We start from the raw sequence: 14,089 nt of genomic DNA, 5'->3' as shown, positions 1-14,089 counted from the left end.
TATGACCCTGATCGCCAAGCCTATAACCGCAGTCTCCTTCGCAGCCGCAATACTTACGCCGGCGCTCGCGCTCGCCAATCCGATTACCGTCGCTGATCCCGGTTATGCTACCGCGCAAGGAACGGCCTATGTGGTGAAAGCCCTTCTCGAAGAGCAACTCGGGAAGGAAGTTCAGGCCGTCAAGGCTGCGTCGGTCCCGGTTATCTGGGAAGCCCTGAACCGCAATAGCGGCGAGATTGATATCTGGACCGATGTGTGGCTTCCGAACCAGAGGGCGCTTGTCAATCAATATGCAAGCGAAGGCGGCAAGGTGAAGCTCGCCGCCAACTCTTACGCCGGCACGCAAGGCTACTGCACGACCAAGGCGGCCGCTGAGAAGTATAACGTTCACTCTGTCTTCGATCTCTCCGATCCCGCCAAGGCGGCGGCGTTTTCCGCTGACGGCAAGGGCAAAGGCAAGATCTGGATCGGCGCTGCCGGATGGTTGTCGACCAATATCGAAACCGTTCGTGCGCGTGATTACGGTTTCGCCGATTTCTTCGACTTGCAGACGACCGACGAAGCGGTCGCGACGGCAGATCTCGATGCGGCTGTAAAAGGCGGCACCGGCTGGATCGGCTATTGCTATGGGCCGCACCAGAACTTCGCACGTTATGAGCTGGAAGTGCTTGAAGAACCAGCACACGTCGAAGCAAACTGGACGTTCGTAGAGCCGGCCGATCCGAACTGGCTGGAAAAGTCTTCGATCAAGTCGGCCTACAAGGACGCTGAGATCCACATCGCCTATTCCAACTCGCTGGCAGAAAGCGCTCCGGACGTCGCGGCCGTACTCGAAAAAGTGACCTTCAGCACCGAGGCCGTCAGCAAGCTCGCATACGCGATCGCGGTTGAAGGAAAGACGCCCGATGCAGCGGCAAAGGAATGGCTTGCCGCCAATCCCGATCTCGTCGCCGGTTGGATCGGGAACTGATCCATGATTGTGCTTGAGGATGTGTGGAAGGTTTTCGGGAGGGACGAAGGCTCGGTTCTGGCCGAAGCGCGTCGTCCATCCCCGGACGAGACCGTCCTCAGGCGCCATAAGGGCACCATCGCCGTCGGCGGCGCCAGTCTTCTGGTCGAGAAAGGTGAACTCGTCTGCCTGATGGGGCTTTCAGGCAGTGGCAAGTCGACGTTGCTGCGCCTTATCAACCGGCTCGTCGAACCGAGTGCCGGAACGGTGCGTGTCGATGGCACGGATGTTTGCTCGCTGGGGCACAAGGCTCTTCGGGAACTGCGCTCACGCAGGATCGGCATGGTTTTTCAGTCCCACGCTCTTGTTGCCCACCTGTCGATCCGCGACAATGTCGGCCTCCCCCTCGAAATCCAAGGTGTAGCCCGTACCAGACGAGAGGATCGAGCCGACGAACTCCTGAGCCGCGTCGGTCTGGAAGGTCTGGGCGATGGACGCGTAAGCGCACTTTCCGGAGGGATGCAACAGCGTGTTGGCCTTGCGCGGGCATTGGCGGCGGATCCGGATATCCTCCTCATGGACGAGCCGTTCAGCGCGCTCGACCCGCTTATCCGACACGACCTACAGACCCAGTTCATGAGCCTCTCACGCGAACTCGGAAAGACAACGGTCTTCGTCACGCACGACGTCGATGAGGCGTTCCGGATCGCTGACCGCGTCGTGCTGATGCGGGCGGGCCGCATAGTGCAGTCGGGAACTCCAAGCGACCTGATGAGGACCCCGGCCGACGACTACGTCCGGCGTTTCGTTCGCAATGCGCGGCGGTCGTCGTCCGACGATCTGTCTTCCCACAGAGACCGGGCAAGCGCATGAGCAATCACGTGGCACGAGATGAGGCTATCGGCCGGTTCGTCGTCGCGAACAAAGCCTATTACGTCGATGCGTTTCAACGCATTGGCGAGCGGCGCGGCTACGTTCCCTCACTCAACATCGCTTCGCTTGTCCTCGGCCCGATCTGGCTCGCCGGGCGCCATCTATGGTCGGCCTTCTGGCCTTTTCTGATTGCTGAACTGCTTGCGATCGTCCTGATCGCCTTCGGGCTGGCCGGCGGTGCGAGCCTTGATCAAGGCGCGCGCGCCGATCGCCTCGAAGCTCTCCTCGTCACGCGCCTCGCCGAAATGAAGACAGCAAACGAAAAGGATCCCACATCCTCCATCGCAAAATCGTTAACAAGTTCGGCCAGCGCCCTAGACCAGGCCGCGAAGGATGCGCGCAGGCATGCAGATGACGCAAAGTCGGGCGCCTTTCTCATCGTTCTGACCGGCATGGGCCTTCTTGTATTTTCGCGCATCCTGCTGGGAGGATTGGCCAACCATCTCGCAGAACGCCGGTTTCGCCAGTGGCGCCTCGAACATGGTGAAGCCAAAGGCGGATTTAGTCTCTTGCACGCATTTGGCGCCACGGTGCTGCTAGCCGTCCTCGTTCCAATCATATTTCTGCATTTCCACGAGCGCACATTGTTCAGCGCCTTTCCGAGCGACCCGTCGTGGAATTCCGGCGTCGCAGCCTGGCTCGACACGGCCGTTGCCTCCTTCAGCAATTCGATTGCTCCCGTCGCATCAGCGTTCACGGCGTGCATCGAAACGATGCTAGGCCTCATGGAGGCGATCCTCACCAAGACGCCGTGGCCGGTCGTCATGAGCCTGATCCTCGCAATCGCCTGGCAACTTGCCGGATTTCGGATCTTTCTCCTGACCCTGGTGGCGGTGAGCTATCTGGCGATCCTTGGATATTGGGAGAAGAGTATGCAGACGGTTGCGCTCCTCGGCGCCGCCGCACTGCTCTCGATCGTGGTCGGCATCCCCCTTGGAGTTCTGTGCGGCTACAACAAGAAAGTGGCTGCGGTGCTGCGCCCGCTGCTCGACCTCATGCAGACCATGCCGGCATTCGTCTATCTGATACCGGTCATCGCCCTGTTCGGGATCGGTAAACCGTCGGGCATCATCGCCACGATTATCTTCGGCATACCGCCGGTAGTCCGATTGACCGCGCTCGGCATCGCCTCGGTGCCTGGATCGGTCCGGGAGGCCGCCATCGCTTTCGGTGCGTCCCGTTCATTCGTTCTCTTCAAGATCGACCTGCCGACGGCTGCACCCTCAATAATGGCGGGCGTCAGCCAGACCATCCTGATGTGCCTGTCCATGGTAGTGATTGCGGCTCTTATCGGTGCCAAGGGCCTTGGAGAAGATGTCTTGCATGCCCTGCAATATGCTGCCCAGGGACAAGGTCTGCTGGCCGGCGTCGCGATCCTGCTCTGCGCGATCGTGCTGGACCGCGTGGTGCAAGGCCGTCGGACCCCTCGTGACTGACAATCAGACGGCCAGCGGTTTCGACGAATTCGTCGAAAAGGTCGTTCCCCATCTTCAGGAATGGGGCACGACTTCCATTCGAGGAACGCACCCGGCCTCACCTCATCAGATGAGGCGGCGCGCACTCGCAGGGGGACTGGCATCGTTCATTGGTTCGCTGCGAACGGCGGCCAGCGCAGCGCAGGACCCTGCGCCTGATGGATGAATGTTGCGCACTGCCTTATCGCCAAAGTGAAATTTGTTCCCTCTCCGGCAGCACTGGGGTCCGAAAGACGCGAGCCGATCGTGTTCCACCGTGGCTGTGCGGTGGTACCAGGTGCGATCGCGCAGGAGGCATATCTCGTCGAGAAGGGCACAATGATTGGAAAGGTCGTGATGCAAAGGGCCGCACAGCCGCGCATTGTGTAAACCCAAGCTCAGCCTGGATTTTCAACGACTTTCGGGAACAAGCGTCATCTCTGACGCATGAAGTTAACAATTACCACCCCAAATATTGCCGTTAACGCTCCGATCGTCCCAAGAAGGGAGGGAATCTCTCCGAGCCAGATGAAGCCGATAAACGTTGCGGTAGGCGGTACTCCATATAAGAAGTTCGAGGCGCGCGCAGCCGTCAGCCGCTTCAAGGCGATTGCCCACGTTACATAACCGATCGCTGTCGGAAAAATTACCAGGTAAGCCACGCCAAGGTTGACGGCGGCCGGGGCAGCGATAACCGCTTCAATCGTTGCCGGAACAGCTGGTAATAGCGGTAAGCAACCAATTAGCAAAACCCAGGCTGTAACTGCCAGTGCCGGCATCCGGTTGAGTATGGGCTTTTGCAAGACACTGGCGACTGCCGCGCACAAAGCCGCCGCGAGGATCAATCCGGCGTTAGGATCGAAATCGAAAGCCCCGTCGGCACTGGCCGCAATGAGCGCCACGCCACAAAATGACACGGCCGTACCGACCCATCCCCATAAGCCAAAACGCTCTCCTAGAGTAAATGTCGCTATGAGGGCCGTGAATACAGGCATCGTGTTGACAATGAAGCTGGCAGGTCCCGCCGCAACGCTTTGTTCTCCGGTATTTAGCAGGACGGCGTACGCCGCGATAAAAAGAAAGGCAGCGACCGACAGGCGCAATAGGTCAAGCCCTTTTGGCCTTGTCCAACGGAACATGAGATAGCCGAGAGCGATCACTCCGGCGGCGACGTAACGTGCGGTCGCGAGCTGGACGGGCGTCAGGGGGCCAAGGCAGATTCGGATGACAACAAAAGATGATGCCCAAAAGAGGATCGTTATGACGATCGCGGCAAGAGCCGGCGCGTCAAAGGTGCTTTTCGTTGGATTGTCTGCGAGGACGGTCATTGGCGCTCCTGAACTTTGGCCTAACTTAGGCACCGAGTCTCGGCTTGAAAAGCATCGCAATCGATGCTCTCATGTGCCTATGGTTCACAGCTCACAAACGCTTCCGCCGCTCGATACGCTCGAGACTTTCTCTCGTGCCGCCCGGCTGGGCTCTTTTTCCGCCGCCGCGCAGGAAGGCGGTATCACCCATGGTGCCGTCTCGAGGCAGATATCGCGATTGGAGCGCTGGTTGGGCGTGCAGCTGTTCGCCCGACAGGCTCGAGGCGTCAGCCTGACCCCGGAAGGCATGCGCTTCTTTGCCCGAGCCCAGGAGGCATTGACACTTCTGACCGGCAGCGATGAGCGGTGGGTTCCCCGCCGCCACAAGACAACCGTCCGACTTTCGCTGACACCGTCGGTCGCGTCGCTTTGGCTGTTTTCCCGCTTGCCAAATCTTGAACGTGACGACCTTCATCTTGATTTGCTGCTAGAGCATCGTCTGGCGGATTTCAGTGAAGGGACGGACCTTGCCATTCGTTGTGGCAAGGGGCCTTGGGCCGGCGTACGGGCTGTTCCCCTCTGGGCCGAAAGCTCTTTTCCCATCATGTCGCCTGCACTTCTCTCAAAGCTTGGGGAACACCGGGATGCGCGGTCGCTGCTGGCAATGCCTCTTCTTCATGATTCGACGATTGAAGGATGGCGCCGGTGGCTCGCGGCAGACGGTGTCGAGTATCTTCCTCGCGGCCAGGATCGCCGGTTCGAAGACTACAATCTTGTCATCGACGCTTGCGTTGAAGGTGTGGGTATAGCATTAGCTCGACCCCCGCTCTCGGACGCGGCTCTCGCCGATGGTAGCCTTGTATCCGTCTCCGAGCGGACCCTCAAGTATCACGTTTCCTTTCATTTGATTCGTCCAGAAGGTGGACTGAGCGGGCCAGCGATAGAACTTGCCCGACGACTGCTCAGCGAAGCGGGGCAGACAGAGGCGACGATTGCGGCTTTTACAGCGCCAGGCACATCGCGACAGTGATAATTAATGCCCCTCTGTGAACGGCAATAGATTGCCTTTTGTTTGGATCGAGCGATTCACGCTGCTGGTTGTGCGATCAACCACGACTGACTGTTCAACTTTTTACCCTTATTTATCCCAGGCCCGAAGACCGCTGGTGCTAGTCCTTTTTCCAGAGGCGCTGATGCTCGATCAGCACCCACTTTTGAAAAGGAACGCATCATGAAAAAACATCTTATTACCACTGTCGCACTTCTTATGGCGATTACGCCCGTTGCGGCCGAAGCCCGCTGCCTGCCGAATAATGCGGTCATTGCCGCGAAGGCTGTTCCCGTAATTCAATACAAAAACACGACGATCGACGGTGTGAAGGTTTTCTACCGCGAAGCCGGCCCCAAGGACGCGCCGGTCCTGCTGCTCCTGCACGGATTTCCGACCTCGTCACACATGTTCCGCAACCTCATTCCGCTGCTCGCGGATCGCTACCGCGTGATTGCACCTGACTATCCCGGCTACGGCCAGAGTGACGCACCCGATCACAGCAAGTTCGACTACACATTTGCGAATCTCACCAACATCGTCGACAAGCTGACCGAAAAGGTTGGAGCCGATCGCTACAGTATGTACGTCATGGATTACGGCGCGCCGATCGGATACCGCCTGGCGCTGAAACATCCAGAACGGGTCGAAACCCTGATTGTGCAGAACGGCAATGCCTATACCGAAGGCCTCGCCGCATTCTGGGATCCGATCAAGGCCTATTGGGCCGAGAAGACGCCAGAGCGCAGGGAAGCACTCGCCGGCCTGGTGACGCTCGAAACGACGAAGTTCCAGTACACCGACGGCATGGGTGATGTCGCACATATCAGCCCCGACAACTGGGTTGTCGATCAGGCCCTGCTTGATCGCCCTGGTAACAAAGACATTCAACTCGATCTGCTGGGTGACTACGGTAGCAACGTTCCGCTTTACCCGCAGTTCCAGGCCTTCTTCCGCGATCACCAGCCGCCGACGCTGATCGTCTGGGGCAAGAACGACAAGATCTTCCCCGAACCCGGCGCACATCCCTATCTTCGCGATCTTCCGAACGCCGAGATGCACATTCTGGACAGTGGTCATTTCGCCCTTGAGGACAAACTCGACGTGATGGCGCCGCTCATCCGCGATTTCCTCGACCGCAAGGTTTGCGACTAATCGATAACTAATCCATTTCGCGGGGCCAACGGCCCCGCCGCCAGCCCCCTCAAAGGAAAAGATCATGACCAATCCCGTTTTGGGTACCCAGGCAACTGGGGCGCCATCCCTTTCGATCGTCCTCGTGCACGGTGCTTTTGTCGACGGCTCAGGCTGGCGACAGGTTTATGGCGAACTTGTCGACCGCGGATTTGAAGTGCTTGTCGCCCAACACCCGACGATCTCGCTTGAAGGCGACGTTGCCACCACCGAGCGTCTGATCGCTGCGGCCCGACACCCGGTTCTTCTGGTGGGCCACAGCTACGGTGGAGCCGTCATCACTGAAGCCGGCGCCAACCCCAAGGTCCGGTCGCTGGCCTATATCGCGGCATTCGTACCGGATGTCGGAGAGTCGGTCGCGGCGCTGAACGAAGCTCCTGAAGAGCCTGGCGAGGCAAAGGCGCCGCTGCTCCCCCCGCAGGACGGCTACCTTGTTGTCGACCCGGCCAGCTTTCCGGAAGCCTTCGCAGCCGATGTCGCCCATGCCACCACGCGGTTCATGGCAGCGGCGCAGCTGCCCTGGGGCCTTGCGGCGGTCATTGCGCCTCTCACCCATGCAGCATGGAAGACCAAACCCAGCTTCTATCTCGTTGCGTCCGCCGACAGGATGGTGCCGCCAAGTGCGCAACGCCGGATGGCTGCCCGTGCCGGCGCAGCGATCACCGAAATAGACTGCAGTCACGCCGTGATGATGTCGCACCCGCAGGAAGTCGCCGCATTCATTGCGGTCGCTGCCTCGGCCTCAACGCCGACCCAGGGAACCAGACAATGAACCGGCCTGTCACCTATCACCGAACCACGAGCGTTGCCGGAGTGGAAGTCTTCTACCGCGAGGCCGGAGAAAGGGGCGCACCTGTCGTGGTGTTGCTGCACGGTTTTCCGAGCTCTTCGCACATGTACCGCAACCTCATTCCAGCGCTCGCCGACCGCTATCATGTGATCGCGCCCGACCTTCCGGGGTTCGGTCTGTCGGGAATGCCTTCTTCGAACGACTTCGAATATGGCTTTGCCGCCTTCTCGAATGTCATCGCTAGCCTTCTCAAGCAACTGGGTGTTGAACGCTACGCTCTCTATGTCATGGATTATGGCGCGCCAACCGGGTTTCGCGTGGCGCTCGCGCATCCGGACCGGGTGACCGCCCTGATCGTCCAGAACGGGAATGCCTACGAGGATGGCATGGGGGATTTCTGGGCGCCGACGCGCGCCTATTGGGCCGACAACGGCCCGGTAAACCGCGACGCGATGCGGCCTTTCCTGTCGCTCGACGGCACACGTTTCCAATATCTCGCCGGCACGAAGGACGAGGCGCGAATCGATCCCGCGGCGTGGCTGTACGATCAGCTCTTCCTCGACCGCCCGGGCAGCGCGGAAATCCAGCTGGATATTATCTACGACTATCGGACCAACGTCGCGCTCTACCCCGCGTTTCACGCTTATCTGCGCGAACACCAGCCGCCTACGCTGGTCCTATGGGGCGAGCATGATCCCATCTTTCGGCCCGAGGGAGCGCGAGCCTATCTCCACGACCTGCCCAACGCCGAACTTCATTTTTTCGATACCGGACATTTCGCCCTCGAAGACAAGGCGGACGAGATGATCCCGGTAATGCGCGACTTCCTCGCCCGAAACCTGACCCACTAACTGAAACCTAAAAAGGGACAATGACCATGTACAATAGCAAATCCAAGCCGAGCGTGCTTCCGACCGGTGGCGGCGCGGCCCTCATCGATCCCTCCGACGCCCTGATCCTGCTTCTCGATCACCAGTCGGGGCTGTTCCAGACCGTTAAGGACATTTCGGTGTCTGATCTGCGCCGGAATGTGGAGATGATCGCCAGGCTTGCCACTCTTTTGGATATCCCGGTCATTACGACCGCCTCGGAACCTGCCGGCACCAATGGTCCGCTGATGCCCGAGATCCATGAACTGGCTCCGCACGCCGTCTATGTGCCGCGTAAGGGGGAAGTGAACGCATGGGACAATGATGATTTTGTCGCAAAGGTTCGCTCGGCCGGCCGCAATACTCTCATCATGGCAGGCGTCTGGACCAGCGTCTGCGTGATGTTTCCAGCGCTCGACGCCCGCGCCGCCGGTTACGACGTCTATGCGGTCCTCGATGCGTCGGGGGATCCGAGCGAAATGGCCTCTCGGATTTCGCTTGCCCGGTTCGTGCAGGGCGGCGTCAAGCCGACATCGACCAACGCATTGCTGTCCGAGCTTCACCGCACTTGGGCGCGGCCTGAGGCTGCCGAACTCGGCAAGCTCTACGGACTGGTCGCGCCCAACTATGCTGCGGTGGCCGAGAGCTATGCGCGAGCGCAGCAGGCCGCTAGAGAGGCAATCTAGCACTGTATGCATCCCCCGCCCTGCGAACTGACCACACCTTAGGGAGATACGATATGACTTATGGTATCGTGGATATCGCGATCACGCCTGCAGTTTGCAGGGCGCAAGCAGAAATGGGAGCGGATCGTCTCTGGGTCCGACTTCAAGGGGCACCGCGAATTCGACCGGTYCTCGATGAGAGAAATCGCGTTCATCGCACAGCGCGACAGCTTCTATACGGCATCGGTTTCGGAAACGGGCGGCCCTATGTCCAGCATCGCGGCGGGCCTCAGGGCTTTCTCAAGGTCCTCGATGATAGAACGCTCGCCTTCATCGATCACCGTGGTAATCGCCTATATATCAGCACCGGAAATCTGGCAGAGAACGACCGGACATGCCTGTTTCTGATGGACTATCCAGCCCGTACCCGGCTGAAGATTAGAAGCTGGAACTCAACGCGGACGCGGTGCTCACGGAGAGCATCACAGACCGTGAATATGGAGCCAAGGCTGAACGCCTTTTCGAGCTGAAGCTTGAGGCGCTCGACTGGAACTGTCTGCAACATATCGTGCCGCAGTTGACCGAAGCCGAATTTCTGGCGGCCTCACCGCACCTTCTGGACAAGATTACCCAGCTGGAGCGAGAAATGCGTCGCTCATGGAGCGCATCGGCTCGCGACGAAAAGATTGAGGGGGCAATCATCGAACCTCAGATTGAAGCGCCAGGTTCAGCGCAAGTCTGTTGTAGCCATGGCAAGCTGGGTCCGCTTGGTCGCTGCGCCCGCACCCATGGCAAGCGCGCTGTTCAACGACTTCTGGAAATAGCGCATTGCTTGGTGTGGACGGGCTCTTCCAGCCTCAATCATGCCCGCGACGCGCCAAAGATCCGGATGCCACCAACGTTCCTCACGAATCCCGATTTCACCAAGCACGGCGCGCAGGCTATTCTCGGCAAGTTGCGTCTCGCCTGCAGCAATATAGGCCTCCGCCAATAGGCTGCGGTAGAAAGGGACGCGAGCACGCCAGCTTCCCCGGAGCAATCTGGCAATGCTGTCTTGCATCAAGGTAAAACCAGCTTCGTCACCTCGAGCCGACTGGATAGCACCGTCGAAAAATGTGGCTGTCCCCTCGTAAATGCCGACGCTTTCACGCCTGCTGACGTCGGCCAACTGCCGCTGAAGCTGCGAAGCGATTTCCAGATCACCCTCCACGAAAGCGATGGGTAGAGCAGCCAGCGAGATGGCATTGCCCAAAGATATCATGTGATCGAGATCGGCGGCACGATCAATGGCGCGACTGGCCAGACTGGAAGCGCGATCAGGGTCACCCTGTAACCAGAACAAAAATGCCTGAGACAGACGAATGCCAACGGGTAAGTCGACCTGGAACCGGGACAGTCCATGACCCTCTTCAAGGTGACCCCATTCACCCATCAGCGCCTCAAGATGCGCTGATGCTGAATTTAGCTCACCAGCGTAAATCTCGATATGCGCCAACAGCCGCTTGCCGTCGGGCGCTGATGCCCAGTCCAAACCCTTTGCTGCCGCAAAATCGTTCATGCTGCGTAACGCCGTGCGCGGCCGGCCGGAATAAGCAAGGAAAACGGCTTGTCCGCATGCCGAGCGCACTTGAAACTCGGCATCGCGAGACCCGTTCGCATGATAGATACTTTCGCGCCAGGCATCTTCAGTTTGCGGGTGCATGTTTCGTGCCAGCGTCATGGCCCAGGCCCGCGCGGTGGAGAGCTTTGCTCGTCCCATAGGCGCAAGCCCTACCAATGCAGCGCTGTTTGAGCTTGCAAGGTCGATCGCCTCCAGCATTTCCCTGAACGCTGAAAGCTCTTGCCACAGCGGCAATGCAGCGACCACCAGTTCGACACCCAAAGCAGCGTCGCCTGCAGGATCGAACGCCCAGGCGATCGCGGCGCGGACATCGTCGATCTGCCTCCGATATTTCCCGAGCCATTCGCGAGACGTCTGTGATGACCATTCCCGTTCGGCGATCTGCAGCTTATCCMTTATCCGGATGGCAAAATGTTGCCGTGCTTTCTCCCTGTAGCGTGAACCAAAAAGACGCCGTGCAGCATAGGTGCCGGTGCTCTCGGCCAGCCTGTAGTTCACAGTCCCGCCGTCGTATTCTGCGGCGACGAGCGATTTTGCCACAAGCTGCGATAGGGCGTCGCGTCCGGTCATTGGCTCGAGAGCGCCAGCGGAATACATAGCCTCCACGTCGTCAGTGTTGAAACGTCCCGAAAACACCGAAAGCAGACCGAGCAATACAGCCTCGCGATCGGGAAGAAGCCGATAGCTCCAGTCGAGCGTGGCCTCCAGCGTCTGGTGGCGCAAGGGCGTATCCCTTGCGCCCCGACTCATCGAATCAAAGCCATCCTTGAAGAGGTCATCGAGCGCCGAGGGTGGAAGAACACTGGCCGTGCCGGCGGCCAATTCGATAGCGAGTGCCAGGCCTTCCAACCGGGTGCAGATCGAGACGACATTCCGAACATATTCGTCCGTCGGTTTCCCAACGCCAGAGCCGCGCGCCTTGGTGATGAAGAGCTGGACCGCCGGAAACTGCACCGCATCGCTCGTGGAGAGCGCCGTTGTCGGGTCTGGATAAGCGAGCCCGGAGAGAAAATGGATCTGCTCTTGCCGCGTCCTCAGCGGCTCGCGGCTGGTCGCGAGGATACGGGCAGCAGGAACCTCTGATGATATCCGCTCGACCACCGTCGCGGCCATCGCGATGACGTGCTCACAATTGTCGATGATCAGAAGCAGCTTGTTGCTACGAAGGACATCGATCACGCCTGTGATCGGATCGTCAAATCCGAGGGAGACGCCGAGAGCGGACGCGATCGCTGGCACCACAAATCGCGGATCGCTGAGCGTCGAGAGATCAGCAAAGGCGATGGCCTCGCCTGCCCCGCAGGATTGCTGAGCAACCGTGACCGCAAGAGACGTTTTTCCGGCCCCCCCTGGCCCGACGATGGTGACATAACCCGGTTGGTCGAGCTGGCCGCGGATTTGCCGGATCGCGTCATCGCGGCCGAGGAGCTGCCTCACCTGGGGTAGAGCGGTATGATGACTTGTGATTGAAGCAATCTGTCGTGCTGGCGCCGGGCGATCGCTTTCCAACTCGACGACGAATTTGTAGCCCCGGCCTGCGATGGTTGCGATATACTCCGTGGCAGGATCGAGTTCGGCCAGCGAGCGTCTAAGGTTGCCGACATTGACCTTCAAGTTATGGTCGTGGACGATATAGTCTGGCCATACGTGCGCGAACAGATCTGCTTTGCTGACTACCTCGCCAGCCCGCGCTACGAGAAGGGTGAGAATATCGAAACCTCGCCCGCCGAGCCCGACGGCCTGCCCCTTATACAGGAGGGCTTGGGCCTCTGGCATCAGCCGGAAATCGCCAAACTGGTAGGCGGTTTGTTTCGACAAGGTACGCGACCGACCGTCGTTCGACACTTAGCCCTCACACATCCCAAAATCCAGACATCACACCGCACTTGCCCATTTGCAAGACATATCTAGGGCGAGCTAATGGCCAGTTTGTTCAGCTCTCACACAGGGATCTTGCACAGTATGAACCGTTAGTTCGATACTGGCAGTGCCCAAACCATGTTCCGTCGCGACGGGTCAGGAATCGGCACCGCAGCCATCAAGCGTTTGGTATATGGGTGCTGTGGGTTGGAAAATACCGAACTCGCTGGTCCCATCTCCACGATCTCACCGAGATACATGACTGCTACTTTGTGGCTCATGCGTTCGACAACTGCCATGTCGTGCGAAATGAACAGGTAGGAGAGACCAAGCGACTCCTGCAGGTCAAGGAGGAGGTTGATCACCTGAGCCTTGATGGAAACGTCCAGTTCGGAGACTGACTCGTCCGCAGCGATGACTTTCGGTTCCAACGCGAGGGCACGGGCGATACAGATACGCTGCCTCTGGCCGCCGGAGAATTKCTGCGGGTATCCCGTTAGAACAACAACTCGCCTATTGAGAGCTTGCGGAGCGCGACGGCGATATTGGCAAGCAGCGCTTCCTTTTTCGGGCCTCGGTCTGGATAGCGGGTCATGTTGTCGCCATTGTGCATGAAGACATATCCGCCGCGTCTGGTCTGGGTCGGATATTGCCATATCCAGTCCGCCGGTTTCGGATCATGCTCAGACCCGACATCGGTGAGCCAGATCGCTCCGGGCGGCGGATCGGTCCAGCCGCGCGCATACTGGCCGAAAATTCCCTTCCACCCATCGAAGCCGTCGCCGAGATCGGAGAAGATGGCGAAGCGGTCGTCGCGGATGCGGACCTTGATGTTGGTGAAGGGACGCGGCGGCACGGCGTGGAACGGCGCCATGAAGGGCAGCCAGGGTTGGCAGGGTTCGGCCGCGATGATCAGGTTTCCGCCGCGTTCGAGAAAGGCGAGGAGATCGTTCGCCCGACTCTTCAGGAAGAACTCGTCATGGCTGCTTGGAATGTAGAGCGTATCTGTCTCGGCGAGCATTTCGGGGCCGAGGTCGTAGAGCGGAGCGAAGAGCGGTTCGAAGCCTACTTGCTTCAGGCTCTCCTCAATCCATTCGGGATGCCATTCCGAGGGGAAATGCGAGCATTGCAGATAGGTGAAGCGATTTCTCGCCGGCCGCACGATGCCGAGTTCGCAGTTCAGCCAGGGATAGAAGGAGCGCAGGAAGAGGGTGGTGGCCGGCATGAAGCGCTGGCCGTTGTGCGAGTGCGGGTCGAGCGTTGCCAGCAGCAGCCGGCCGCCGCCGGCGGGCAAAGCGGGAAAATCGAGAAACAGGCTGCCGCTGCCGTCGTCGATTTCGAGGATCGAGCGCGCGCCTTCAGGCACGTTGTAGGAGCCGCCCCAGTGCCAGCTCATATG

Annotated in this window: 11 protein-coding genes and 2 pseudogenes; 9 read left to right on the top strand and 4 right to left on the bottom strand. The window is 59.4% G+C overall.

Annotated features, from left to right (window positions below; translation table 11 throughout):
• Position 1 precedes the first annotated feature (1 nt).
• Genes AC1D35_RS19590 through AC1D35_RS19580 form a run of 3 tightly spaced genes read left to right on the top strand, consistent with a single transcriptional unit; the run spans position 2 to position 3,318 of the window.
• Complete coding sequence (locus AC1D35_RS19590) at positions 2–970, top strand: ABC transporter substrate-binding protein (RefSeq protein WP_477939623.1); 969 nt, start codon at positions 2–4, stop codon at positions 968–970.
• Between the two features lie 3 nt (positions 971–973).
• Positions 974–1,822, top strand: a complete 849-nt coding sequence (locus tag AC1D35_RS19585) for an ATP-binding cassette domain-containing protein (RefSeq protein WP_477939621.1) — start codon at positions 974–976, stop codon at positions 1,820–1,822.
• Positions 1,819–3,318, top strand: coding sequence for an ABC transporter permease (locus tag AC1D35_RS19580; RefSeq protein ID WP_477854748.1), 1,500 nt, complete (start codon positions 1,819–1,821; stop codon positions 3,316–3,318). Before AC1D35_RS19585 ends, AC1D35_RS19580 begins: the two co-directional genes overlap by 4 nt.
• A 452-nt stretch (positions 3,319–3,770) precedes the next feature.
• On the opposite strand, the gene AC1D35_RS19575 is transcribed toward AC1D35_RS19580, so the two are convergent.
• On the bottom strand, positions 3,771–4,664 hold the full coding sequence (locus AC1D35_RS19575; protein ID WP_477939618.1) for a DMT family transporter: 894 nt from the start codon (positions 4,662–4,664) through the stop codon (positions 3,771–3,773).
• Between the two features lie 79 nt (positions 4,665–4,743).
• On the opposite strand from AC1D35_RS19575, the gene AC1D35_RS19570 reads away from it, so the two are divergent.
• The 6 genes and pseudogenes from AC1D35_RS19570 to AC1D35_RS19545 form a co-directional block, all read left to right on the top strand.
• A complete protein-coding gene (locus AC1D35_RS19570) occupies positions 4,744–5,673 on the top strand; it encodes a LysR family transcriptional regulator (RefSeq protein ID WP_477939616.1) in 930 nt (309 codons plus the stop codon).
• Positions 5,674–5,874: 201 nt separating this feature from the next.
• Positions 5,875–6,846 (top strand): alpha/beta fold hydrolase, encoded by a 972-nt coding sequence (locus AC1D35_RS19565; RefSeq protein ID WP_477939614.1) that lies wholly within the window; start codon positions 5,875–5,877, stop codon positions 6,844–6,846.
• A gap of 64 nt (positions 6,847–6,910) precedes the next feature.
• Complete coding sequence (locus tag AC1D35_RS19560) at positions 6,911–7,657, top strand: alpha/beta hydrolase (RefSeq protein ID WP_477939611.1); 747 nt, start codon at positions 6,911–6,913, stop codon at positions 7,655–7,657.
• A 41-nt stretch (positions 7,658–7,698) separates the two neighbouring features.
• Positions 7,699–8,526, top strand: a complete 828-nt coding sequence (locus AC1D35_RS19555; protein ID WP_477939609.1) for an alpha/beta fold hydrolase — start codon at positions 7,699–7,701, stop codon at positions 8,524–8,526.
• 26 nt (positions 8,527–8,552) lie between these two features.
• Complete coding sequence (locus tag AC1D35_RS19550; protein ID WP_477939607.1) at positions 8,553–9,230, top strand: isochorismatase family protein; 678 nt, start codon at positions 8,553–8,555, stop codon at positions 9,228–9,230.
• Between the two features lie 53 nt (positions 9,231–9,283).
• Positions 9,284–9,855, top strand: a pseudogene (locus tag AC1D35_RS19545) (pyridoxamine 5'-phosphate oxidase family protein); the annotation flags it as partial.
• Positions 9,856–9,936: 81 nt separating this feature from the next.
• Here AC1D35_RS19545 and AC1D35_RS19540 read toward each other — a convergent pair.
• The 3 genes and pseudogenes from AC1D35_RS19540 to AC1D35_RS19530 form a co-directional block, all read right to left on the bottom strand.
• Entirely contained in the window at positions 9,937–12,675 is a 2,739-nt protein-coding gene (locus AC1D35_RS19540) for an ATP-binding protein (protein ID WP_477939605.1), read from the bottom strand.
• 152 nt (positions 12,676–12,827) lie between these two features.
• A pseudogene (locus AC1D35_RS19535) lies at positions 12,828–13,181 on the bottom strand (ABC transporter ATP-binding protein); the annotation flags it as partial.
• A 5-nt stretch (positions 13,182–13,186) separates the two neighbouring features.
• Positions 13,187–14,089 (bottom strand): hypothetical protein (locus AC1D35_RS19530; protein WP_477939603.1); only part of this gene is annotated, 903 nt, incomplete at its 5' end.

It is taken from the genome of Rhizobium sp. P1_E6 (assembly GCF_056405875.1).
The sequence above is the reverse complement of the archived record's forward strand: the minus strand, read 5'-3'. Positions and strand labels throughout refer to the sequence as shown.

Bases quoted from the DNA above. Each gene is read 5' to 3' on its own strand.
- AC1D35_RS19590 (WP_477939623.1), top strand. From the start codon at position 2: ATGACCCTGATCGCCAAGCCTATAACCGCAGTCTCCTTCGCAGCCGCA.
- AC1D35_RS19585 (WP_477939621.1), top strand. From the start codon at position 974: ATGATTGTGCTTGAGGATGTGTGGAAGGTTTTCGGGAGGGACGAAGGC.
- AC1D35_RS19580 (WP_477854748.1), top strand. From the start codon at position 1,819: ATGAGCAATCACGTGGCACGAGATGAGGCTATCGGCCGGTTCGTCGTC.
- AC1D35_RS19575 (WP_477939618.1), bottom strand. From the start codon at position 4,664: ATGACCGTCCTCGCAGACAATCCAACGAAAAGCACCTTTGACGCGCCG.
- AC1D35_RS19570 (WP_477939616.1), top strand. From the start codon at position 4,744: ATGGTTCACAGCTCACAAACGCTTCCGCCGCTCGATACGCTCGAGACT.
- AC1D35_RS19565 (WP_477939614.1), top strand. From the start codon at position 5,875: ATGAAAAAACATCTTATTACCACTGTCGCACTTCTTATGGCGATTACG.
- AC1D35_RS19560 (WP_477939611.1), top strand. From the start codon at position 6,911: ATGACCAATCCCGTTTTGGGTACCCAGGCAACTGGGGCGCCATCCCTT.
- AC1D35_RS19550 (WP_477939607.1), top strand. From the start codon at position 8,553: ATGTACAATAGCAAATCCAAGCCGAGCGTGCTTCCGACCGGTGGCGGC.